Raw genomic sequence first — 23,439 nt, 5'->3', positions numbered from 1 at the left:
GTTGTATTCAGCCTTTTATATTTACAGGATTTTCGATTTACAGCCTTTTCGATTTACAGCCTTATATTCAATTCTTATCTTTTGTTATTCTGGATAAGTTCCAGAACCTCACAGAGTTTTTTTGCAGTTTCGGAAACGGTCTGCATACCGATGGAGTCTTCTTCTGCCGGGTTCCAGGCTATTCCTCCGAAATGGGAATTATCACCAACTATAATCATGCCGTGAATATGCATCCAGTCATGGATTGATTGAATGGTTTTTTCCTGACCTCCGTTTCTTGAGCCTCCGACTGAGAGAGCGGCTCCAACTTTGTTTTTAAGTGTAAAGTTATTGCGGCGAAGCAGGACACTTCTATCAAAAAGGGCTTTGAGCTGGGCAGGATAATTCCCCATATAAACGGGGGATGCAACAATTATACCGTCTGAGGATCTCATTTTTTCATAAACTTTTTCCATATCATCTTCAATTACACATGAGTCATTCTCCATACAAGCTCCGCAAACTTTGCAGGGTGCAATCTCCATGTTTGAAATAAAAACGGTATCAGTTTCAAAACCCCTTTCTTTTGCTATTTCGAGAGCGGTTAAAATCATTTTTTCACAGTTTTTTCCCTTTCGTGGGCTGCCTGAAATTCCCAGAATCTTCATTTAAATCATTCCGAAATTCTTTTATATTATTTATCACGTATAATCAGTAATAATTGTAAAGTATACCATCTGCCAAAAATATCACAGATCGTTATATCTTTTAAAGAAAAAAAGTCCATATATAAGTTTTTGTTGGCAGTCTTAATTATATATTTATTATTTTTATATATATCCCTATTCATTTTACGTAAATTTATATATTAAGACCCAGCTAACTTAAACTACTCCAATTATATAGGAGGTTGGTTGATTGGTAACATTTTTAGAAAAGATCAGTGAAAGAGCAAAGAAACTCAATAAAACAATCGCTTTACCTGAAACTGAAGATATCAGAACCCTCCAGGCAGCTGCCAAGATTCTCGAAAGAGGTGTTGCAAAGGTCGTCCTTGTTGGTAAGGAAGAAGACATCAAGGCCCTTGCCGGAGACCTTGACCTCTCAAAAGCAAGAATTGTAAACCCAGAAACATATGAGAGAAAAGACGAATATGTTCAGGCTTTCTACGAGTTGAGAAAGCATAAAGGTGTTACACTCGAAAGCGCAGCCGAAATTATGAAGGATTACGTCTACTTCGCTGTTATGATGGCAAAACTCGGTGAAGTCGACGGTGTAGTCTCAGGTGCTGCTCACTCTTCCTCTGATACACTTAGACCCGCTGTGCAGATCGTCAAAACTGCTCCGGGTGCAGCTCTAGCATCTGCTTTTTTCATCATTGCCGTACCAGACTGTGAATACGGGTCAGACGGGACATTCCTCTTTGCTGACTCAGGTATGGTCGAAATGCCCAGTGTTGAAGACGTTGCAAACATTGCTGTCATCTCTGCAAAAACCTTTGAACTGCTGGTTCAGGACACACCATATGTTGCAATGCTTTCTTACTCCACCAAGGGAAGCGCACACAGCAAACTGACCGAAGCAACAATCGCTTCCACAAAGCTTGCGCAGGAAATTGCCCCTGATGTAGCAATCGATGGTGAACTCCAGGTAGATGCAGCAATTGTTCCTAAAGTTGCAGCTTCAAAGGCTCCGGGAAGCCCTGTTGCAGGCAAGGCCAATGTCTTTATATTCCCAGACCTCAATGCTGGAAACATTGCATACAAGATTGCCCAGAGGCTTGCAAAGGCTGAAGCTTATGGCCCTATTACCCAGGGACTTGCCAAGCCAATTAATGACCTGTCCAGAGGATGCAGCGACGAAGATATAGTCGGTGCCGTTGCAATTACCTGCGTCCAGGCTGCAGCACAGGACAAGTAAATAATTAAAAACGTTTCTATATTTATGAACGTTTTAGGAAGCTTTTTATTGACTTTCATATATAAAATATTTTATTGTATATATAAAACGTAAATTAAAAGCAATCTAATGAATTGGGGTTTAAACATGAAGGTACTGGTAATAAACGCAGGAAGCTCATCCCTAAAATATCAATTAATTGATATGACCAATGAGTCACCCCTTGCAGTCGGTCTCTGCGAAAGGGTCGGAATCGATAACTCGATCATTACTCAGAAGAGGTTTGATGGCAAGAAGCTGGAAAAGCAGGTTGACCTGCCAACCCACAAGGTAGCTCTCGAAGAAGTTGTCAAGGCTCTTACCGACTCGGAATTTGGTGTCATAACAGACATGGGTGAAATCAACGCTGTCGGGCACAGAGTTGTGCACGGTGGCGAGAAGTTCACAACATCTGCTCTATTTGATGCAGGTGTAGAAGCGGCTATCAAGGATTGTTTTGACCTGGCACCCCTTCACAATCCTCCAAACATGATGGGAATCTCAGCCTGTGCAGAGATCATGCCTGGAACGCCGATGGTTATTGTTTTTGACACTGCATTCCATCAAACAATGCCCGCGTATGCCTACATGTATGCTTTGCCATATGATCTGTATGAAAAGCATGGAGTAAGAAGATACGGTTTCCACGGTACTTCCCACAAGTACGTTGCCGGAAGAGCCGCCCTTATGCTTGGAAAGCCCATAGAAGATACCAAGATTATTACCTGCCACCTTGGAAACGGTTCAAGTATTACAGCAGTGAAAGGTGGAAAATCTATTGATACCAGTATGGGCTTTACTCCTCTTGAAGGGGTTGCAATGGGTACCAGATGTGGTTCCATTGACCCGGCAGTCGTTCCCTTCGTTATGGATAAAGAAGGCCTGTCAAGCAGAGAAATTGACACTCTCATGAACAAGAAGTCCGGTGTGCTTGGAGTTTCCGGGATCAGCAATGACTTCAGAGACCTTGATGAAGCAGCTTCCCACGGCAACGAGAGAGCCGAACTTGCCCTTGAAATCTTCGCATATAGTGTTAAGAGAGTCATTGGTGAGTATTTAGCTGTGCTCAATGGTGCAGATGCGATTGTCTTCACCGCAGGTATCGGAGAAAACAGCGCAAGCATCAGAAAGAGAATCCTTGCTGGTCTTGACGGCCTCGGCATAAAAATCGATGAGGAAAAGAACAAGATCAGAGGCCAGGAAATCGACATCAGCACCCCTGATGCGAGTATAAGGGTTCTTGTCATTCCAACCAATGAAGAACTTGCCATTGCAAGGGAAACAAAGGACATTGTTGAGACCGAAGCTAAACTACGCAGCTCGGTACCTGTTTGATCGTAAAGGAGAAGTCTCCTTTACTTTTTCTATTTTTTAGTTTAAACGGTATTATTCCGTTATCCGTTTTTTTCAAGAATTGTTTTCTCAGTCCTTTCAGAGCTGAAACTTATGTTGTTACAAAATTAATACCCTTAACGAATAACTGTCCTTAAGTTATCATATGATTATGAAGCAGGTGGATATTGTCCCCCGTACATCCGGACAAGATAGGGTATTGGTAACCAGGATTTTTGAAGCTGCCAGAGCAAAGAACCGGCACATACTGGGTCTTGAAGCTTTTGACATTTTGAAAGCTTACGGCATCCCTGTAATAAAGACCAGGTTTGCAAAAACTGCAGAAGAGGCTATAATCGCAGCAGAAGAGATAGGTTATCCTCTTGTAATGAAGGTCGTTTCTCCACAGATATCTCATAAATCCGATATTGGAGGAATCAAACTCTCCCTTCAGAACGCTGCTGAGGTGAAAACTGCCTACCAGGACATGATAGATAACATCCAAAAGAAACTGCCGGATGCATACCTTGAAGGTGTACAGCTTCAGCCCATGCTCTCAGGCGGCAAAGAGGTAATTTTAGGGATGGTTCATGATCCCACATTCGGGCCCATGCTGATGTTCGGGCTTGGTGGAATTTATATAGAAATTCTCAAAGATATCCAGTTTGCGATAGTCCCTGTTGACGAAAGAGAAGCCAGAGAAATGATTACAGGAATCAAAACCTATCCCTTACTTGCTGGAGTCAGGGGTGAAAAACCTTCTGATATTAACGCGCTTGTAGACATAATTCTCAGGGTTTCGAACCTTGTTTGCGATTTTCCGGAGATTAAAGAATTTGAGATAAACCCTATGATGGTTTTTGAAAAGGGAAAAGGCGCACTTGCTGTGGATTTGAGGTTGATATTGAAGAGTAACATGTGATTTTTTGGGGTCAAGTACAACCGCTGACCCGCAACCGTTGCGCCGGTTGATCACGCCGTCATGACGTTTTAGATTTAGCAGTGGTTTTCGCTCAAGCCTTTTTTGAAAAGGCTTGCGGGCAAGCAGTTTTTTGAAAAGGCTTGCGGGCAAGCAGTTTTTTGAAAAGGCTTGCGGGCAAGCAGTTTTTTTGAAAAGGTTTGTGGTCAATTTTTCGAGTTTTTTTGCAAATACTTATGAAAAACTTATTTTCGCAACCCTTTGGCAGTGGTTTCAGAATTCTGAGACGTTTCAGGCCTGGTCATAGTAAAATTATAACATTTGTTTCGTACATACTGGGAGTAGTAAATGAGGTGGTAAGACGGCCCAGGAACGGAAAAGACTCATGCTGGCTGTGGGTATCCTGCTTATTTCAAGCACTGTAGCTATTAATCTCCTACTTGAGGATTCACCAGTGGTAATCCAGCTTGAAGGGGACACGTTCAAGGTTGTGGATATCCCGTATGTGTATACTGTAAAAGAAGCGTATATTCTCCTTTTTTCCGGGTTTCTTGGAGGTCTGGCGCTGGCTCAGGTTCTACTGTACCTGGGAGTTCAAGGATCTGAGCTTTCAATAACCGGACAAGAAGCACAGGTAACTGCTTTCAACGTTATTACAGAGAAAGCTCCAGAGAAGATTTTTGAGGTCTCGCTTGAAAATGATCCTGTTGAAGAAAACCTGTACAGAGATAACATCGACCCCACAGATGTCCTTCTGCGGGCCCTTGAAGGAGATGAAAGGAAAGCCATTGAACTGATTGCAGCAAAAGGAGGAAGAATTCTTCAGAATGAACTCGTGAATTCCCTTGACTTTTCCAAAGCCAAAGTTTCTCGAGTTCTCATGAACCTGGAAAGGAGAGGCATAATAACAAAGAAAAAGTACGGGCTTACAAACTGCATTTCGATAGCTGATGAACTTAAGGATAACGTCGGGATTAAGGGTGAAATGAAATGAAAAAAAGTGCTCTTATTTCGATTTCAGTTATTTTACTGGCCCTGGTTCTGGGAGGGGCATGGTACTATGGAAATGGGGCCGATGTAAAAATTACTGATATGTATGTTTCTCCTTTTGGAGCAGGTGACTCTGGAAAGCTGAACATAACGCTTCAAAATAACGGTTTAAAGACCGTTGATGTATGGCTTGAGATTGAGAACGCTTTTGTGGACGAAAATGGGGTGAGCTACTCAACATCGAGGCTGATAATTTCCGATAATTCTACAAATCCATGGGATGAAGGAACAGTTTCTCTTCAGAAGCCGATCGAGCTTGTTCCCGGAAACAATTCAGTCAGTGTATGGCTCGGATATAGACTTCCAGGGGAGTACCCTGTAAATGTCAGGGTCGTTCAGAATAGCAGGCTTCTGGATGAAGATACTTATCTCGTAAATGTCCCATTTCCTGAACTCCACCTGAAACTGGAAGATGAAATGGAGCACACAAACACTTCTGATGTTTACAGGATTTATGGCTATCTCCTAAATTACGGGCTGAGCTCTGCAGATAAAGTGAGTACTAACTTAACAGTGACAAACGAGAAAACAGGGGAAATTGTGTTCAAATCTTCCGGGCTTTATTCCGTGAGTGGACAGGATAAAAGTGCCCTCAGAACCTGGCCAGGTTATCCATATGCAATTGTGGAAATTGCTCACGGCAAGCCTTCAGGAGATTCATACATGCCTGTACAGAATGTGATTGTTGGGAAAGAAGGAGATCGTTTCCTGCTGAATGTAACATCCCGATGGCAGGACCAGGTAACATCTGCCGAATTGCATATTCCGGCTCAGGAGGAGGGTAGGTGAGGCACATGATAAAAAGAGACGAGCTTTTCAGTTGCAAAAGCGCAAAACTTTTGGTTCTTATGCTTTTGCTTTTCGGAAACTGTGCTGGCTGTCTTGAGAAGGACCCGGTAGAGGCCCATGTGAATTCACTGGTTCAGGGTCTAGGAGATGAGGACGAGAGAGTCAGTTCGGTTTCAGCTAATGAACTTTGTGAGATTGGGGAACCTGCAGTAGATCCTCTTATAAAAGCTTTAAAAGACGATAATTCACAGATTCGAAGCCTTGCTGCCCAGGATCTTGGAATAATAGGTGACAAAAAAGCTACAAACTCTTTAATAGAAGCTCTGAAGGACCCGGTTCCGGAGGTCCGTATGAATTCAGCTTTTTCACTTGGTGAACTTCAAGCAACTGAAGCTGTTGAGCCCCTTATCGAGCTTTTGAAGGACAAAGACGGAGAGGTCGTTCGCTATACGGTAATTTCACTTGGAATGTTGAAAGATCCCAGGGCTACTGAACCTCTTTGTGAGGTTCTGAAACGCGATGATGCCAGTATAAACTATGATGGCGATTCGGATATGCGTTATACCGGCAATTCGGATATACGCTCTGAGGCTGTGTTTGCCCTTGGAGAAATAGGAGATCCGCGGGCAGTTGACACCCTCCTGGACCTATTAGGTGATAAGGAAATTGGGAGTTATGCAGCTTCCAGTCTTAGCCTTATGAAAGGTGAATACGTGTTCGGAAAACTTATTAAACTGCTGGAAAACAAAAATCCTACAATCCGGACCAACGCCGTATCTGTATATGAGCATATTCAGGATCCTGCTGCTGTCCCTATTATGATTCGGATGCTGAATGACCAGGTTCCAGAAGTACGTAGAGAAACTGCATACGCTTTGGGTCATTTTAATGAGTCTGAAGAAATTGCCCAGACCGAAGAGCCCTTAATTAATGCCCTCGGAGACAGCAAAGTAGAGGTACAGGCAGCTGCTGCTGGTTCTCTTGGACTTATTGAGAGCAAAAAAGCGATTCCACTCCTTGCAGAGATCATTCAGTCTAAAGATTCTACTCTCTGCGAGACTGCTATCTATTCCCTGGCGAGATATAAAGATCCTGAGGCCGCAGACGCTCTTATTGCCGCTCTTGGAAATGAAAACTGGCATATAAGAATGGAAATTGTTTATTCCCTTATGGAAGTTGGGGACACAAGGGCAGTCGACCCTCTAATTTCCGTACTTGGGGATGAAAATTATGAGGTAAGAAAAAGTGCTGCAAACGCACTTGGAAAACTTGGCGATAGGAAAGCTGTTGAGCCTATCATTAAGGCCCTTGAGACCGAAAGAGAGTCGGATGTCAGAATTACTGAAGTTCAAGCTCTTGGGATACTGGGGGGACCAGAAGCCATCAAATGTTTGAGTCGGGTCAGTACTGACAAAGACGAGTATAAATACGTCAGGAATTCTGCAGAGAAAGCATTGGTGATACTCAAGGGAGGTGGGACAGTGAATGCCTCCTCTTTTTATTAATAATTTATTTGGGTTGTAAAGATACGAATTTAATGTAATAAGTTTTGAATCGAAATAATTTCAGGACGGATAACTTTCACAAATATTTCAAATTTTTACAGTCTACGAGCTGTTGATTAATAACGTCAAATATTAGCGGAAACTTTGCTAGGGGAACTTTACCAGGTTTGGAATGTCCAAAAAAATACTAAAACAAGGAGGAAACAACTTAATGAAAAAATATACAGTATTTTTGGTGGTTACTTTTACTATCCTAATTTCAGTTGCTGCCGACACTGCAAACGCAGCAGACAATGCTAGCAACATAACCAGCGTTTGTGATATAGCCGAAACCGATTATAAAAGCGAGAGTTGGTCTAACGGACAATATCCAGTAATCGATTTATTTGGAGAAAAAGAGGTCCCACTGTTTACCACCAATGGAACCACTGGGAATGTACATGTTAACAAACTTGCCAAGTTGCTTCTTGATGATAATGATACTTACACCCTCCTCCAAGGCGGTGAAAAACTCGATCTTGGCAACGGATACGCTCTTGAAGCTAAACAGATCAATATTGACAATGAGGAAATATGGTTTGAGTTCAGTAAGAATGGAAAATATATTGCTGATCAGATAGTCCCAGCCAATACTGATGGCAACAATACATGGACTGTCACCCTTGACAATGTTCAGGGTGAAAACAATGTCGTTGCCATGAAAGTTCATGTCAAGAATATATTTGTGGGTGCGGTAGACAATATCGTTCAGATTGACGGTCTCTGGCTTACTGACTACACAAATGCTACAACTCTCAAGGTAGGAGATAAAATCGGAGAATTTACTCTTGAGAATATTGTCAGCGGAGTAAATACCTCTAACATGGGAAGCCTTGTTTTTGAAAATAATACGGGACCTTCAGTAGCTTGTAATGTTGTCGGTACTAATTATAAATGCAACAGCTGGTCTAATGTAGCAGCAGACACTGCAAATACAGAAGACACTGCAAATACAGAAGACACTGCAAATACAGAAGACACTGCAAATACAGAAGACACTGCAAATACAGAAGACACTGCAAGTACAGAAGACAATGTAAGCAATATAACCGATGTTTGTAATGTTGTCAGTACCAGTTATAAATGGGTATCTAATGAACAGTATCCAGTAATCGACTTATTTGGAGATAAATATGTTCCGCTGTTTACCACTAATGGAAGTATCTGGGATTCACATGTTACCAAGCTTGCCAAGTTGATTATTGACAGTAATGAACATCAAGTTCTCAAAGACGGTGAAACAATCGAGCTCGGCCAGGGCTACGCTCTCGAAGCCAAGCAGATCAGTATTCCCAATAGTCAAGCCTGGCTCGAGGTCACAAAGGACGGAAAATATGTTGATGACCGAATAGTTACACTCAATGATGACAAGAATACAACATGGAATCTTACTCTTGACAACGTTCAGGGCGAAAACAACGTTATTGTCATGAGAGTTCATGTTGACAGTGTAGGCGGATTGGTAGAAGATAATATCCTTCAATATAGTTGTGTTACGATTGACGGAATCTGGCTTATTGATTATTCAGATGTCATAAACCTTGAAATCGGAGATAAAATCGGAGGATTGACACTTGAAAAAATAATCGGCAGCACGAATATCTCTAACCAGGGGAGCCTTGTTTTTAAAAATGCTACGGGATCTTCTATAAGTTATAATGTTGTTGGTACTGATTATACATGTGAAAGCTGGTCTAATCAATATCCAACTATTGATTTATTTGGAGAAACGTATTTTCCGTTGCTTGCCAATAGCGACAAATCACGGAAACCTTATAACGACCCAATCTGGGAATGTCATGTTGATAAGCTTGCTAAACTCGTTCTTGATAGCGATAAGAAACACCTCCTGAAGACCGGTGAAAAAATCGATTTCGGACAGGGCTACAGTCTCCAGGTCAAGGAGATCGACGTTGATGGAGAGAGGGCTTGGATTGAATTCGATAAAGATGGAAAATATGTAGATGACACTATCGCTTTAACTTATCCCAATGAGCATTATTGGACTTGTTTACGTGACAATATTCAAGGCGAAGACAATATTCCTGTCCTGAAAGTCTATGTTAGCAAAGTCTATCAGGACGGAAACGACAGTATTGTCCAGATTGGCGGGATATGGCTAATTGATTATGCAAATGCCAGAACCCTTAAAATCGGGGATAAAATCGGGGAATCCACGCTTGAAAAAATAGTTAGCGGGACAAACTCATCTAACCCGGGAAGTCTTGCTTTCAAGAAAACTCAAGCTGTTGATTCTTCACCTACATCCGAAGAGAAAACGGTTGTGTCCACTAACAAGAGTAAAGGCCCATCTATTTCATGGGATTTGGACTTCTTGAATTTTATCACAAGCAAATTTCGATGAAGAAGAAACCGGCTCTACAAAAGCATCAAATGCCACAGTCTAAAGAAAAAAATCAACAAATAATTCCCAGCTTTGTAGAAATCCTCTTCAAACAGACAGAAACGGATCATCTTCAATTATCGAAAATCCAGCCCACATCTTGAGTTGCAGGTTTAAAGACTACTCCACCCACTCCAAGAAGATTTCTACAGAGCCTAATTTCCTTAATTCATGTTTTTATCGGTCTAGCAATAAAATTTGGGTCTTGTCGAAAGACTTTATGTTGTTTTCCTGGTTTTTGATCGATAACGGTCAACGATTAGTGGAAACTATGCTAGATTTTGAAGATCCAACAAACTACTAAAAAACGGAGTATAGTTAACTCGCCCTGGACGAATTAAAGCCCAGAGGACGGCTTAACAACCTGCAAGTAGCAGTAACAGGGAGGAACAGTAAAATGAAAAAACATAAAGTAATTGCACTGGTTGCTCTTACTCTACTAATTTCAATAGCAGTAAACACCGGAGGTGCAACAGACAATAATTGCAATAAAGATAATATTTGTAATGTTGTCGGCACCCATTATAAATGTAGTACCTGGTCTAACGAACAATATCCAGTAATTGATTTATTTGGGGAGAAAAATGTTCCATTGCTTGTTAACCACTGTAATATATGGAACGCACATGTTAACAAGCTTGCCAGGTTGATTCTTGACAGTAACGCAACTTATACCCTCAAAGATGGCGAAAAGCTCGACCTTGGTCAGGGATATGCTCTTGAAGTCAAGCAGATTGACATTGACAATGAGAAGGTCTGGCTTGAATTTACCAGGGATGGCAAATATATTGCTGATCAAAACGTTTCAACTACTACTGATAGCAACAAGACATGGAATGTTACCCTTGATAATGTTCAGGGTGAAAACAATATTGTTGTCATGAAAGTTTATGTCAATCAGCTATTCGCGGGGGCAGTAGACAATATCGTTCGGATTGACGGGATATGGTTAATTGACTATGCAAATGCCAGAACCCTTAATATTGGAGATGAAATCGGAGGGTTCACACTTCAGAAAATCATCAATGGAACAAATTCGACTAACCTGGGGAGCCTTATTTTCAAAAATACTACGAAATCTCCTGTAAGTTGTAATGTTGTCAGTACCAGCTATAAATGCAGTAGCTGGTCTAATGAACGATACCCAGTAATTGATTTGTTTGGAGAGAAGAATGTTCCCTTGCTAGCCAATAATGGTTCACTCTGGCAATCACATGTTGACAAGCTTGCAAGGTTAATGGTTGATAGTAATGAGACTTACACTCTCAAAAACGGTGAAAACATTGACTTTGAAAATGGTTACGCTCTCAAAGTCAAACAGATCGACATTGATAGTGAGAAAGTCTGGCTAGAGTTCACTAAAGACGGACAACACATAGCCGATAAAAATCTCTCCGTTAATACTGATGATGAAAGCAAGACATGGACTGTTACTCTTGACAATGTTCAGGGTGAAAATAATATTGTTGTCATGAAAGTCCACGTCAAACAGTTATTCGTAGGTGTGGAGAACTGCATCGTTTTTATCGATGGCATCTGGCTAATTGATTATTCAAATGCCAGAACCCTTAACATTGGAGATGAAATCGGAGGATTCACACTTCAGCAAATCACCAATGGAACAAATTCGTCTAACCTGGGGAGCCTTATTTTCAAAAATGCTACAGAATCTCCTGTAAGCTGTAATGTTGTCAGTACCAGCTATAAATGCAGTAGCTGGTCTAATGAACGATACCCGGTAATTGATTTGTTTGGAGAGAAGAATGTTCCACTGAGTGCCGATTACGACCCAATCTGGAAATGTCATGTTGACAAACTTGCCAGGCTTGTCTTTGACAGCGGTGACAAATTCACCCTGAAGGCCGGCAGTAAACTTGGTCTCGGCCAGGGTTACAGTATCAAGGCCAGGCAGGTTGACGTTGCCGGTAAGAAGGTTTGGCTTGAATTCGATAAAAATGGAAAATATGTAGATGATACTATCCTTTCAACCGGTGAAAATTGGACTTGCTACCTTGACAAGATTCAAGGTGAAGACAATGTCCCTGTCCTGAAAGTACATGTTAGTAACGTCTATCAACGTGGAAACAACAGTGTTGTCCAGATTGACGGAATCTGGCTGATTGACTATGCAAATGCCAGAACCCTCAAAATTGGGGATAAAATCGGAGGATTCACACTTGAGAAAATCGTTAGTGGAGTAAATAAATCTAACATGGGAAGCCTTGTTTTCGGAAAAATATCAAATAGCTAACTACCTGCACCAACCACCCTAAAAACAAACATTACCCACCCTAAAAACGAATTAATGTATCGATTCCAGAACTAGTCCATCATTGAAAAAAATTCACTGTTAATGAATAAATTTGAAATTTCAAGTCCGTGAAGGTGTTTTGGAATCGATACACTGGGAAACATCATAAAGAGTTACAGCCTGAAGATTATATGCTTAAAAAATTAGCATAATTCGATATCTTGAGATGTTTATGCGCTTAAAAAAGTGGGACTTAGGTTATAGCAGAAGACTGTATGTATGTTAATTAAACTATAATAATTAATTTATGATAATTAAACTATAATAAATCGCTTATAATAGTTAAACTATAGGAATTAAACTACAGTAATTAATTTTGAATGCGAAACCACGTTACTATTATTAGACAAATGCTGCTCGGGGAAAATAGATGAAAAGTAAAGTTATATCAGTAATACCGATTTCCACTTTTTCGTTTTCACTCTCACCTATTGCAATATCTAATAAAGCATGCAGAAGATGTAACATTTTAAAAGCTTTTGGAATAGCGGCACTTACGGTTTTAATACTTATGGATATCGCAGGTGCATCACCATTTGCATATATTGCAAACTTAGAGAGTAACAATGTTTCTGTAATTGACACTGCTACAGATACTGTTACAGCTACGGTGAATGTGGGAAACGAGCCCTCAGGGACTGCAGTTAGTCCGGACGGAACAAGAGTATATGTGACAAACTGCATGAGCAATAGCGTCTCTGTAATTGACGCAGCCAAAAATAAGGTAATAGACACAATATACGTAGGAAGCTACCCCTTAGGAGTTGCATTCACTCCAGATGGAACAAAGGCGTATGTTGCAAACACTGCGAGCAACACTATCTCTGTAATTGACACGGCAACAAACAATGTTACAGCCACAGTAAAAGTCGAAAACTTGCCTTACAAAATTGCAGTCTCCCCGGATGGAAAAAAGGTATATGCTGTGAACTCCGGCATTCCTCCTGACTACCAGGGTAATGTTTCTGTAATCGACACGGCAACAAATAATGTTACAGCCACAGTAAATGTGGAAAAAGATCCGCATGGAATTGCAGTCAGTCCGGATGGAACAAAGGTGTATGTGGTTAATTCCAATAGTTATCCTTACTACAAAGGTACTGTTTCTGTAATTGACACGGCAACAAATAATGTTACAGCGACAGTAAATGTTGGAAGCTTGCCACATGGAATTGCAGTCAGCCCGAATGGAAAGAGGGCATACGTGGCAATAGATATACCTGGTAGATATTCAGGTAAAAGTAATATTGATGCAACTTCACATACGGGCGCTGTTGATGTTATTGACACAACTAAAAACGAGGTTATAGATAGAGTGAGTGTCGGAAATTATCCTTACGAAGTTGCAGTTACCCCAGATGGAAATAAGGTTTATGTAATGAACTATGGGAGCAATACTACTTCTGTAATTGACACAGCCACAAATAACGTTAATAGTACGGTGCCCGTAGGAAGATCCCCTACTGCTGTGGCAATTGGTCCGGTAATAAAATCCAGTTCTACTATTGGATTAAATGGTACTTCTTTCTTGACCCCTATAAAGCAAACCGAGAACCAGACAAATGATACCGGGATGACAGCAAACGGAGGAACAGAGGGTAAGCAGAAAAGAGAATCTGTCCCTACTCAAGCATCAATTCCTTTTCTAAGCTCTATTTGGGTACTTGTAGCATTACTGGGAGCAGTTGCATTTGTCAGAAAGATGAAGTAATGAAGCAATTATGCTGCCACATCTTGATTTAACCCGGCAATTCTAAGCAAGGAGGACTTTATTTTTCTCTTGCTTTTTAATCAGTCTTGAGCCTCATGGCACTAAAATATGTATATATTTATAAATCAGGGCACTTTGTTATTCTGTGTGTTTTTTAAGAGATTTATTAATATATTTAAGATGTACTTTACTACCTGTTTTCCTTCATCTGCGTTTTCTGATATGCGTTTTCTATTTTTTCAAATCTCCGGATTGCTTCCCCAGGAATTGTTAGTTTTCTAGAGTCCAGATTTTAATTCGTCGCCTGGACTTGATAACTGCCAGGATAACAACCCGCTGAGGTTTAGTCCCAAAGAATTACGAGGAGAATTTTCCAATTTAATCTTCAACAAGTTCGATGGCATCTTCCGGGCAGGCTTCCACACACTGGTTACACTCTATACAATCTTCCGGACGGGCTACAGCTGCCTTTTTTACTTGATCAATTTCTTCGATATCAAAAACGTCTGCAGGGCAAACTTCGTAGCAGGCAAGAGCTCCGGTACACTTTTTATAGTCGATTACTGGGTGCATTTTTTCCCTCCACCGTATTATTTCCAGATTAAAAGTTAAATTTGCAGCGCGAATACTCTATCAATAACGATTTTGTTATTTCACCTTTTCACTGAATTTCAATGTCTACAGTCTTTTTTACTGGATTTCAAGTTTCAGTCTCTTTTACTGGATTTCAAGTTTCAGTCTCTTTTACTGGATTTCAATGTCTACAGTCTCATTTACTGAATTTCAATGTCTACAGTCTCTTTTACTGGATTTCAACGTTTACAGTCTCTTACTGAATTTCAATGTCTACAGTCTCTGAACTCTCTCTGTAAGGCACTATGACAAACAGTTTTCCATCACAATATCTGGCGACCGCTTTTTGAGGGACAACCGCGCAGCAGAATGCATAAGTCCCGGCGTACTCGACCCCGGTCTCTTCTCTTTTCGCTCTTACGAAAAAGCCTTCTTCAACCATCTTTAATTCGATATTCTCTTTCTTTACTCCAGGCAGATCGATCTGAATTTCAAGGTTTCCTTTGTCATCAGAACACGAAACTATATCAGGAGACATTTTCACCATGGCCATGATACCCTCCCAAATAATTATTTCCCCGGCAAACTACATAATACAACTAATTTCGTCCATATATCGGCGAGTTTAGTGTAAGGCGTTAAGGCACCTGTGTTCAGAATTTCATTTTGGAATATAGATGCTTTGACATTCAGATATTTGAATATTAGATGTTACGGCACAAGATTTGAATCTTAAATGCTACGGAATTAGATATTGAACTCTTAAATTTACGACATTAGATGTCGATTTTTTATTCAAATTCTTGTTCCTGACCTCCACACAAACCCCAATAATAGAGTAAAAATCTCGATATTTATAATTTGTGAATCGATATATCGATTCACAGACCGTTTCAGACCGTATTATTCTGATTTTTGAAGGTAAAACAGACGTAGCAAAGCTTTATTGCAGGATTCTTGAAGTAAAGATCTCCTAATTGGCAATTTTCGGGCGGGTAAGTTTTTTACTTTTTTTGCAAAGGCTTGGCTTTCATCCGGGATGTTCAACTCCATAGCTCACGGTTTTTGTCAATGAAAGCACGCTGGATCTCTTTTTTTGAGGCGGTGTAAATCAGGGCTGCGGGATGGTAAAGTTTCAGGATTGTTCTTCCCTCTTGTTCCACAGGGACTCCCCATTCGAGTTTTTTTCCGGGGCAAAAGGACTTCTCGGCTGTATTACCAAGAAGAATTATGATTTTCGGGTTAAGCAGGATTATCTGAGAAAGCAGGAAGGGCTTACAGCACTCGATCTCGTTTGTACTGGGTCTTCGGTTTTCAGGGGGGTGGCATTTGACCGTATTTGTTACCATCCAGTCTTCTTCGGAAAGCCCCATGTACTCGATCATTTTATCCAGTTTTTTTCCTGCCCTGCCGTAGAACGGAATCCCGGTTTCGTTTTCGTTTTTTCCTGGGGCTTCTCCTATGAAGAAAACTTTCGGGTTACAGGAACCTTTTCCTATGACTCTTTTGATTGCACTTTTATGGAGTGGGCATCGGGTGCATTTAATTATCTCCCTTGAAACAGTTTCGTATCCGGCTTCCACCATCGTTCTGATTCGGTCCTCAAAATCTCTATGGTTATCCTTTTCATATGTCGTCGCCTTGTACCTCCTTTAATATTTTTATATGTGACCCGATATATTATTGAATTGTGGCCAGTTTTTGATTCTGGCTTTTATATAAAATTCGTAATCCATCTCACGAGACCTGCATACAAACAAACTTATTTATGGAAAAAATTCCATGACAAACATAACCACTATTCAATGATAAAAAATTCTCTGAAATTTGCTGTTAAATTTTATTCCCCACTATATATATAAAAAATCTCATTCACAAAGGTGCGCTGAGGTATGACTTCTAGAGACTTTCTTACAATCGATGATTTTGACACACACGGAAAGACAATTCTTGTAAGGGTTGACCTGAACTCCCCTATGGATCCACAGGGTAATATTCTGGACGATATGCGGATCCGAAGCCATATTGCCACCTTGAAGGATCTTGAGGACGCAAAAGTTGTTTTGCTTGCACACCAGAGCAGGCCCGGGAAAAAAGACTTTACTACAATGAAGCCTCATGCCAACCTGATGTCCAAATATCTGGGAAAGCAGGTTCTCTATGTAGATGATATCTTCGGAACTTACGCAAAGACCAGAATTGCTTCTATGGAAAATGGAGATGTCATCCTGCTCGAAAATGTAAGGTTCTATTCCGAAGAAAGCCTTGAAAGAACTCCAGCAGAACAGGCAAAAACCTATCCGGTTAAAAAACTGGCACCTTTTGTGGATATCTTCCTTAATGATGCCTTTGCCGTATCTCACAGGTCTCAACTTTCCGTAGTTGGATTTACTGAGGTTCTCCCTACCGGAGCCGGGAGGGTCATGGAAAAGGAGCTCACATCTCTGGACCGAGGGATCAAAGGAGGGGAACGGCCAACAATTTTCGTGCTAGGAGGAGCAAAAGTCGATGATTCGCTCCATGTGGCGGAAAATGTGCTTGCAAATGGAGGGGCTGACCGGGTACTCCTGACCGGAGTAGTAGCAAATGTGGCACTTGCGGCATCTGGTATAGATATAGGGAAAGTAAATCTGGACTTCATCAAATCCCAGGGCTATGAAGACCAGATTGAAAAAGCAAAAGGTATACTTGCAAAATTCAAAGATAAAGTTGGCCTTCCCAGGGACGTGGCTTTAAACGACAATAAGAAGCGGGTTGAAGTACCTGTCTCTGAACTTAAATCTGATTCTCTCCCCATAAACGACATTGGGCTTGAAACCATCGTGAACTTTACGAGTGAAATCGAAAGTGCAAAAACTGTTATCTTAAACGGTCCTGCAGGGATTTCCGAAGTTGCCGAGTTTGCCCTTGGAACGCATGAGATTATAAAAGCTGCTATTAAATCCGAGTTTTCAATTATTGGCGGTGGGCATATTTCGGCAGAAGTCGAGCATCTTGGGCTTGCACATCGTTTCTCTCACATCAGTACAGGTGGTGGGGCACTAATTGATTATCTCTCCGGAGTAAAGCTTCCTGGTGTAGAGGCTCTGAAGGCTGCAGCTAAGAGATATGAGGAAACTAAGAAGATCTAATTGTTCTGTTTCCTGCAAGTTATAACATCTGTGAAAATAAGTATTCTATTAGGGAGTTTCCTTCTGCGAGTTCTCTTCTATAAAACTCCCTGGCTTTTCTTTTTAAAAAACCCTTTTCATTTTCCGGCTTTTTAAAAGTAAAATCCCGGAAATATACTTTTACCAGCACCGATAAACATACTGTTATACTAGCTTCCACGTAAATATTATCATACTAACCTTGGATAGATGCATATCTGGCATTTGCAGCCAGTACTGGTAATGCCGGTAGTAATATAATGCTGGTTAATAGTTACAGGCAAAAATTCAAAATAAATTGAGGTGTTGGTTCAAATATGCTTACAGACGTTGAAGGCAGGGCTGCAGTCAAACTTGCAAGGAAAACTATCGAGTTATTCCTATCTGAAGAAAAGTTTCCGGAACCTCAGGAACTGGGTTTTGAGCTTTCTCCGGTTTTTGGAGAAAAAAGAGGAGTTTTTGTCACACTTACTGAAAGCGGACTTCTGAGGGGCTGCATAGGGCATCCGTTTCCGGATTCGAGACTTGAGGACGCGATTATGGATTCTGCAATTTCTGCGGCAACCCGAGACCCGCGTTTTCCTTCAGTGAGAAAAGATGAGCTTGATAAAATAGTTGTTGAAGTAACAATTCTTACCCAGCCCGAAAAGATTAATGCTCCTGCAGAAGAGCTTCCAGAGCACATCGAAATCGGAAGGCATGGGCTTATTGTAAAGCAGGGATACTGTCAGGGTCTTTTGCTTCCTCAGGTTGCCCCTGAGTATAATATGGATTCTATTGAATTTCTGAGCCATACCTGCCTGAAAGCCGGCCTTTTGCCTGACGCCTGGCTCAAAGGAGCCGAAGTCTCCTGTTTCGAAGGGCAGATTTTCAAGGAAAAAGAGCCATGTGGCGAGGTCATTGAGGAAAATATTTCAGGTGAATGAGAACTCTTGCGGTTCCCTGGCTTTCTTAAAGCATTTTAGAATTCTTACGCAGCTTTTAGAGTACTGCGGGCAGCCTGCAGGCTTTCAGAGTCCGATTCCTGAGCCTGTCCGCAGGTGATTTATGGAGTTTGAGAGTTTTTCAGGCTGGAATCAAGTTGAAATCCAGCTTATTCGGATTGTGGTATGTGGTATCGTGGTATTGAGTATTCTTATCCTGAGTGCCGGTTTATTCAATCTCGATTCTCTTTCCAGCTACGGGTTTTGTTTTCGGTAGAGTAATAGTTAAGACTCCGTTTTTGAGCTGTGCAGTTGCTCCTTCTTCAGTTACGCCGTTGGGGAGAGGAATCTCACGGTAATAGCGCATGAAAGACCGTTCTTTTCTGAGGTAACCTTCTTTTTCAGCTTCTTCTTCGTTTCCTTTCCCTGCACTGATTACCAGAACGTTATCCTTTAGATTGAGTTCAACATCTTCCCTGTCAACCCCGGGCAGGTCGGTTGTCACAACTACTTTCTCATCTTTTTCCATAACATCAGTTAACGGAGAGAAAGCTTCGTTTCCGAACCGGCTTTCCAGTGCAGGAAAAGTCCTGAACATATGTTCCATATAGTTCTGCATTCTTCTGATATCATCAAATGGATCCCAGCTATACATGTCACGATCTGTTCTTTTCATTGGAAATTTCATATCAGATTCCTCTTTAGTCAATTCCAGGTTTCTTTGATTACAAGCTTTCCAGAGTCCAGAGTCCAGACGTTCCAGATTTAAGGATTGCTTTTCGTTCATTTTTCCTAATTTTACTTGTTTTTATAGTGTTTTGATCTGTAAATCTAGTCCAGAACAGTTATTATCCAACTCTCCAGAGAACAGCCTGGATGTTACGGGAAAGAAATAACGACGGAGGTCCGTTTTGATCTCACCCGTTTTTTTACAGGCACGATAATGAGAGTTCAAGACTCCCACGTTTTTTAGGAGGTTGGGACAAATCCATTTTTTGAAAGCGGTACAGGTTCGCCTTCGGTCTGTTCGCAGATATCTATTGAGTAACTGATGGGTAACACTTACAGTTCTGGTTAAATTGCTCTGTAAGGGTGGTGTTGTACCCAAGTTACTACCCTATAGATAGTATGATTAGTATTTATAGTTTTCGCATAATACAGATTTAATATTTAGATGACGAAGCATAGAACCCCAGAGCCTTTATGGGTTACCTCCCATTTGATGAAGAAGGAGCTCACTATTTGTTTTAGTTGATTTCCAGACGTTATGAAAAGAGTTCGACTATCTTCACGTCGGATAAGTCATATGGAGAATGGGGAGAGATATTAAAGGAACATGTAATAGTGACTGCTGTACTTGATAGAATACTCCACCATTGTCTGACAACTAATATCAGAGGGAAAAGTTACAGACTGAAAAAGAGGAAAAACAGGGAATACGAGCAGGAATTTCACATTTTTCCGTGTGCTGAAAAATGCATGTACTGATAGTAAAAAACGAACATGATATTCTTTGAATAACATACAAAAAGAAATGAAAGTACTTGAAAACACTTTCATGCCAGATAGGACAATAACAAGAGATCCTGATAGTATTTAATGGAAGATATGAGAGCTAAACTGAATACAGAATGTAGTGTTTGCAGCTTCGAATGTAGTATTTGCAGCTTCCGGAACAAAACTTGACAATAGAGTATAGCTTGAGAAATTTAAAAACGTTATCAGCAAATAGACAAGGAGAGAGTTGATGGCTGTATCCTACGATTTGAATCGTAGGGATTAGCCTTTATTACTCCCTAAATAAGCTGTTTCTCCAAAAAATTTTATTTATTTTCCGGCTTCAGTCCCGGAATTTCTCCGTGCGCCATACTGTATGCTGTAACAGCATCCGGAGCTCCAAGCAGGAGTTTCCTGATCCTGTTATAAACACTCGGGTATTTCTGGGCGTTAAGTTCTCCGAGAAGGTCTGCCAGGATCTTTACCAGCGGGACATGATACTTTGATTCCATCTGGTCTATGTTTGCAAAGGCATTGAGCATATTGACCGTGCTGTACTCGTTCACAGGGGCGAGCTTTCTCAGGATTTCTGCAAAGAGAGCCCTGCCTTCCTCGGTCTGGAGGGATTTTTTCCGGTTGCGTGCAAAGCTTCCATAAAGAGCGCGCTGGTCATTTGTCTGCTCGATCCTGAAAGCTTCTGACCTTTCCATTTCCCTGACAAGTTCCACTGCATCAACGCTGCTGTTACTTCCTATTACAGAAAGGAAAGCTTCCCAGGCAACGAGGTTTTTCTTAGACTCCGCTTCAAAGGCTCTCAGGACTTCAACTTTGTCGGGTGCCGAACTATTCAGGTATGCAGCAAAAGCGCTCAACCGGTCAGTTGCACAGGTTGCAGTCTCAAACTGTTGTTTTATCATTGCATGAATCTCAGAAGTATCAAGGGTTGCAAGGATGCCAAGACATACATTTTTGGCCTGCCGGTTCTTGATTACCCTTGCCGTCTCCTCAAGAGTTGAATCTCTGGGGACCGATGATTCTTCAAAGAAGCGGTAGGCGGAAATTACGGAGTTTACATATTTCCGGGCAACAGCTTTCAGGAGTTTCTGTTTAACATCATAAAGCTCCTGGTACCTGTGGGCAAACTCTTCATCCTCAACAGACTCAAAAATAGTCAGGAACTGCCCTCCCGCCTTTTCAAGAAGCTGCCGGTCATTCAGAAGCCTGTAGTAAAGCTCGATAAAGTCTTCAGAGGGCTTTGATCCGGGGTTTTTAAGTAGCTTTAGTTTTTCCCTGTCAACAAGAGTATAGAAAGCCGTAAACCTGCCTATGGTATCTCTGTCTTTCCTTACCTGCATCATGAGCTCTTCGTGGCTTGCTTTGTATACAAGTTTCCCATAGAATGAATAGCCCCTATTAAGTGATAGGAAGGCTGGCATATCCACATTTTCAATCACAATCTCAGCGGTTTCCCCGCTTATCCTTTCCAGGACCTCGGCAAGTTCATTTCCATTTTCGTCAACAAGGGCGGCTCTGAAAGGGAATTCCCAGGGTTTTCCACCGGCTGGAACTTTTTGTTTGAGGAAAAATGTGAATTTTCTGGAAGCTCCGTCATATTCGGCTGAAACCTCGACTACAGGGAATTTAGTCTGTCTCAGCCAGGTTTCAGCCATATCTTTTAAGGGCTGCCCGCTTTCTTCTTCCATGGCTTCAATCCAGTCCTGGGTGGCTGCATTGGAATGTTTGAACTTTTTGAAGTACCTGTCCAGGCCCCTGACAAAAGTATCCTTTCCTATAAGGGCCTCGACCATGCGCACGTATTCCGGGGCTTTCACATAGGTGACGGAGGTAATCAGGTCATTTGGGTCATTGAAGCCGTCAGGAATGATCGGCATGGAAGCTGCTCCCGCATCCAGGGCAAAGGTCCCCGACGCTGGCGCAAGCAGCTCAAGCACTCTGCCGAGCCTGTTGTAGTCCTCACCAAAGAGAAAGGCATGATGCTGTTCTTCCACATGCACGGTCACTGCTTCGTTCAGCCAGATCTCAAACGGGCTTCTTCCGGTGACTTCGGACCCGTTCTGGTTATGGTGATATTCGTGAGCCTTTACCCGGGTCATGTATTCAAAAGCCGGGTCCGTTATCTGCGGGAAAGGCATTATGCGGTTTGTGGTAATCGTGGTATTCCCGACGTTTTCCATGCCTCCGAAATCCGAGTTCTGCATGCCGATTTCCCGGTAGACGGTGCCTGTATACCTGTATCCTGGACTGATGGTCCTGTTAAGCTCGGCAAGCCTTTCCCTGATTTTAGTAAGGTCTTCTTCCAGCGTGGATTCGGGCTTTACCTCATGTTTTATCTTCTCCCGAATGCGGACAAGGTCCCAGAGCTCCAGCCTGACAGAATGCTTCTCCTCATCGAACTGCTCAGGCCCTGTGAAAAGATAAACCCACATAACCGCATCATGCAGGATATCCAGTGCCTTTTCGGCTGCAGCCGCATCTGAGGCAGGCGGCACAAGCAGTTCAAGCATGAAAGTGCCTCCGTCAGGGTACTCAAACTCCCTATTAAAGGTCGCATAAGTCCCAACCCCCAGGAAAAAGAGATATGTCGCCATTGGAGTTACCGAGTTATCATATACGATTTTGTCCCGCCCGGGCTTTATGGTATGCCTCTCAACCACGACATCCCCATTCGTAATGATGTTCGTGTACCGCGAATCCGCAATTATGGCCGTTTTGTAAGTGCATTTTGCGGCCATATCGTCAATGCACGGCACAATTCTCTGGAACCCCCACTGCTGGCACTGCGTGATCTGCTGAGGTGGAGCTCCTGCCGGCGTTTCGTCATAGTAAAGCCCTTCAAGAATATTTTTAGTCGGCCTGCAAACCGTATCCGTAATGACCGCAACTTCGGTATGCGGCGGAACCTCTTCCATGAAGTTAATCTCAAGAATCGCGTCATCTTTCCGGTATCTGTAAGAAACCTCGTACTGTATGCAGCTCACAGCCCTGATCTCAAGGTCCCTGCAGTTTAATTCCAGCTTCTCAATAGGGGCATCCTTTGTCCTTACCCTGAGTAAGGATTTCACATTCGTCTTGTCATCATAAACATCAAACACCAGGTCCATATTCAAAACGTCAACAGAAAGTTCCCCGAAATCCTCAGGATAATATTTGTAAAGCCTATTCTTCATAAAAGAGTCACCGAATAAAAGTTATAAGAGTAATATTGTGGGATAGAAAAGGAAGGGATGTGATTTAAAGGTGTAGTTTTGAAGAAGAGAATTCTCATCAATATAATTAATTTAACACATCTATCTTTTAGG

19 protein-coding genes are annotated in these 23,439 nt (G+C 41.8%); 13 read left to right on the top strand and 6 right to left on the bottom strand.

Annotated features, from left to right (window positions below):
* Positions 1-74 precede the first annotated feature (74 nt).
* Positions 75-647 carry a flavodoxin family protein gene (locus tag FXW07_RS14510; RefSeq protein WP_229396044.1) on the bottom strand — a complete coding sequence of 191 codons (573 nt, stop codon included), beginning with the start codon at positions 645-647 and terminating at the stop codon, positions 75-77.
* Positions 648-897: 250 nt separating this feature from the next.
* On the opposite strand from FXW07_RS14510, the gene pta reads away from it, so the two are divergent.
* The 9 genes from pta to FXW07_RS14465 all read left to right on the top strand — a co-directional run bounded on the left by pta (position 898) and on the right by FXW07_RS14465 (position 13,977).
* Complete coding sequence (gene pta, locus FXW07_RS14505) at positions 898-1,899, top strand: phosphate acetyltransferase (RefSeq protein WP_048121916.1); 1,002 nt, start codon at positions 898-900, stop codon at positions 1,897-1,899.
* Positions 1,900-2,025: 126 nt separating this feature from the next.
* Positions 2,026-3,252 carry an acetate kinase gene (locus tag FXW07_RS14500; protein WP_229396043.1) on the top strand — a complete coding sequence of 409 codons (1,227 nt, stop codon included), beginning with the start codon at positions 2,026-2,028 and terminating at the stop codon, positions 3,250-3,252.
* 163 nt (positions 3,253-3,415) lie between these two features.
* Positions 3,416-4,171 (top strand): acetate--CoA ligase family protein, encoded by a 756-nt coding sequence (locus FXW07_RS14495; RefSeq protein WP_229396042.1) that lies wholly within the window; start codon positions 3,416-3,418, stop codon positions 4,169-4,171.
* A gap of 382 nt (positions 4,172-4,553) precedes the next feature.
* Positions 4,554-5,162, top strand: coding sequence for a MarR family transcriptional regulator (locus FXW07_RS14490; RefSeq protein ID WP_048121920.1), 609 nt, complete (start codon positions 4,554-4,556; stop codon positions 5,160-5,162).
* Complete coding sequence (locus FXW07_RS14485; protein ID WP_229396041.1) at positions 5,159-6,007, top strand: hypothetical protein; 849 nt, start codon at positions 5,159-5,161, stop codon at positions 6,005-6,007. The genes FXW07_RS14490 and FXW07_RS14485 overlap by 4 nt, the downstream gene beginning before the upstream one ends.
* Before the next feature lie 5 nt (positions 6,008-6,012).
* A complete protein-coding gene (locus FXW07_RS14480; protein ID WP_229396083.1) occupies positions 6,013-7,512 on the top strand; it encodes a HEAT repeat domain-containing protein in 1,500 nt (499 codons plus the stop codon).
* A 211-nt stretch (positions 7,513-7,723) separates the two neighbouring features.
* The gene (locus FXW07_RS14475) at positions 7,724-9,916 is read left to right on the top strand and encodes an S-layer protein domain-containing protein (RefSeq protein WP_229396040.1); all 2,193 of its coding nucleotides are present in this window, start codon (positions 7,724-7,726) and stop codon (positions 9,914-9,916) included.
* 436 nt (positions 9,917-10,352) lie between these two features.
* The gene (locus tag FXW07_RS14470) at positions 10,353-12,206 is read left to right on the top strand and encodes an S-layer protein domain-containing protein (protein WP_229396039.1); all 1,854 of its coding nucleotides are present in this window, start codon (positions 10,353-10,355) and stop codon (positions 12,204-12,206) included.
* A 430-nt stretch (positions 12,207-12,636) separates the two neighbouring features.
* Positions 12,637-13,977, top strand: coding sequence for a YncE family protein (locus FXW07_RS14465; RefSeq protein ID WP_229396038.1), 1,341 nt, complete (start codon positions 12,637-12,639; stop codon positions 13,975-13,977).
* Between the two features lie 378 nt (positions 13,978-14,355).
* On the opposite strand, the gene FXW07_RS14460 is transcribed toward FXW07_RS14465, so the two are convergent.
* From FXW07_RS14460 to FXW07_RS14450, 3 genes are all read right to left on the bottom strand, one after another.
* Positions 14,356-14,550, bottom strand: a complete 195-nt coding sequence (locus FXW07_RS14460) for a ferredoxin family protein (protein WP_229396037.1) — start codon at positions 14,548-14,550, stop codon at positions 14,356-14,358.
* A 256-nt stretch (positions 14,551-14,806) separates the two neighbouring features.
* Positions 14,807-15,103, bottom strand: a complete 297-nt coding sequence (locus FXW07_RS14455) for an Hsp20 family protein (protein WP_048121927.1) — start codon at positions 15,101-15,103, stop codon at positions 14,807-14,809.
* A 490-nt stretch (positions 15,104-15,593) separates the two neighbouring features.
* Positions 15,594-16,136, bottom strand: coding sequence for a uracil-DNA glycosylase (locus FXW07_RS14450; protein ID WP_229396036.1), 543 nt, complete (start codon positions 16,134-16,136; stop codon positions 15,594-15,596).
* Between the two features lie 306 nt (positions 16,137-16,442).
* Between FXW07_RS14450 and FXW07_RS14445 the strand changes: the two genes are divergently transcribed.
* The 3 genes from FXW07_RS14445 to FXW07_RS19375 all read left to right on the top strand — a co-directional run bounded on the left by FXW07_RS14445 (position 16,443) and on the right by FXW07_RS19375 (position 18,743).
* Complete coding sequence (locus tag FXW07_RS14445) at positions 16,443-17,681, top strand: phosphoglycerate kinase (protein ID WP_229396035.1); 1,239 nt, start codon at positions 16,443-16,445, stop codon at positions 17,679-17,681.
* A 335-nt stretch (positions 17,682-18,016) separates the two neighbouring features.
* Entirely contained in the window at positions 18,017-18,625 is a 609-nt protein-coding gene (locus FXW07_RS14440; RefSeq protein ID WP_229396034.1) for a TIGR00296 family protein, read from the top strand.
* The gene (locus FXW07_RS19375) at positions 18,618-18,743 is read left to right on the top strand and encodes a hypothetical protein (RefSeq protein ID WP_255679086.1); all 126 of its coding nucleotides are present in this window, start codon (positions 18,618-18,620) and stop codon (positions 18,741-18,743) included. The genes FXW07_RS14440 and FXW07_RS19375 overlap by 8 nt, the downstream gene beginning before the upstream one ends.
* Before the next feature lie 108 nt (positions 18,744-18,851).
* Here FXW07_RS19375 and FXW07_RS14435 read toward each other — a convergent pair whose 3' ends face one another.
* Positions 18,852-19,409, bottom strand: coding sequence for an Hsp20/alpha crystallin family protein (locus FXW07_RS14435; protein WP_229396033.1), 558 nt, complete (start codon positions 19,407-19,409; stop codon positions 18,852-18,854).
* 464 nt (positions 19,410-19,873) lie between these two features.
* On the opposite strand from FXW07_RS14435, the gene FXW07_RS14430 reads away from it, so the two are divergent.
* Complete coding sequence (locus tag FXW07_RS14430; protein WP_276573354.1) at positions 19,874-20,110, top strand: ATP-binding protein; 237 nt, start codon at positions 19,874-19,876, stop codon at positions 20,108-20,110.
* A gap of 335 nt (positions 20,111-20,445) precedes the next feature.
* Here the strand turns inward: FXW07_RS14430 and FXW07_RS14425 are convergent, their stop codons facing one another.
* Positions 20,446-23,307 (bottom strand): M1 family metallopeptidase, encoded by a 2,862-nt coding sequence (locus FXW07_RS14425; protein WP_229396032.1) that lies wholly within the window; start codon positions 23,305-23,307, stop codon positions 20,446-20,448.
* Positions 23,308-23,439: the final 132 nt, after the last annotated feature.

This window comes from Methanosarcina sp. DH1 (assembly GCF_020804205.1).
Classification (GTDB): Archaea; Halobacteriota; Methanosarcinia; order Methanosarcinales; family Methanosarcinaceae; genus Methanosarcina; species Methanosarcina vacuolata.
The sequence above is the reverse complement of the archived record's forward strand: the minus strand, read 5'-3'. Positions and strand labels throughout refer to the sequence as shown.

Excerpts from the sequence above, each read along its gene's own strand:
- FXW07_RS14510 (WP_229396044.1), bottom strand. The coding sequence starts at position 647 with ATGAAGATTCTGGGAATTTCAGGCAGCCCACGAAAGGGAAAAAACTGT.
- FXW07_RS14500 (WP_229396043.1), top strand. The coding sequence starts at position 2,026 with ATGAAGGTACTGGTAATAAACGCAGGAAGCTCATCCCTAAAATATCAA.
- FXW07_RS14495 (WP_229396042.1), top strand. The coding sequence starts at position 3,416 with ATGATTATGAAGCAGGTGGATATTGTCCCCCGTACATCCGGACAAGAT.
- FXW07_RS14490 (WP_048121920.1), top strand. The coding sequence starts at position 4,554 with ATGCTGGCTGTGGGTATCCTGCTTATTTCAAGCACTGTAGCTATTAAT.
- FXW07_RS14485 (WP_229396041.1), top strand. The coding sequence starts at position 5,159 with ATGAAAAAAAGTGCTCTTATTTCGATTTCAGTTATTTTACTGGCCCTG.
- FXW07_RS14480 (WP_229396083.1), top strand. The coding sequence starts at position 6,013 with ATGATAAAAAGAGACGAGCTTTTCAGTTGCAAAAGCGCAAAACTTTTG.
- FXW07_RS14475 (WP_229396040.1), top strand. The coding sequence starts at position 7,724 with ATGAAAAAATATACAGTATTTTTGGTGGTTACTTTTACTATCCTAATT.
- FXW07_RS14470 (WP_229396039.1), top strand. The coding sequence starts at position 10,353 with ATGAAAAAACATAAAGTAATTGCACTGGTTGCTCTTACTCTACTAATT.
- FXW07_RS14465 (WP_229396038.1), top strand. The coding sequence starts at position 12,637 with ATGAAAAGTAAAGTTATATCAGTAATACCGATTTCCACTTTTTCGTTT.
- FXW07_RS14460 (WP_229396037.1), bottom strand. The coding sequence starts at position 14,550 with ATGCACCCAGTAATCGACTATAAAAAGTGTACCGGAGCTCTTGCCTGC.
- FXW07_RS14455 (WP_048121927.1), bottom strand. The coding sequence starts at position 15,103 with ATGGCCATGGTGAAAATGTCTCCTGATATAGTTTCGTGTTCTGATGAC.
- FXW07_RS14450 (WP_229396036.1), bottom strand. The coding sequence starts at position 16,136 with ATGGTGGAAGCCGGATACGAAACTGTTTCAAGGGAGATAATTAAATGC.
- FXW07_RS14445 (WP_229396035.1), top strand. The coding sequence starts at position 16,443 with ATGACTTCTAGAGACTTTCTTACAATCGATGATTTTGACACACACGGA.
- FXW07_RS14440 (WP_229396034.1), top strand. The coding sequence starts at position 18,017 with ATGCTTACAGACGTTGAAGGCAGGGCTGCAGTCAAACTTGCAAGGAAA.
- FXW07_RS14435 (WP_229396033.1), bottom strand. The coding sequence starts at position 19,409 with ATGAACGAAAAGCAATCCTTAAATCTGGAACGTCTGGACTCTGGACTC.
- FXW07_RS14425 (WP_229396032.1), bottom strand. The coding sequence starts at position 23,307 with ATGAAGAATAGGCTTTACAAATATTATCCTGAGGATTTCGGGGAACTT.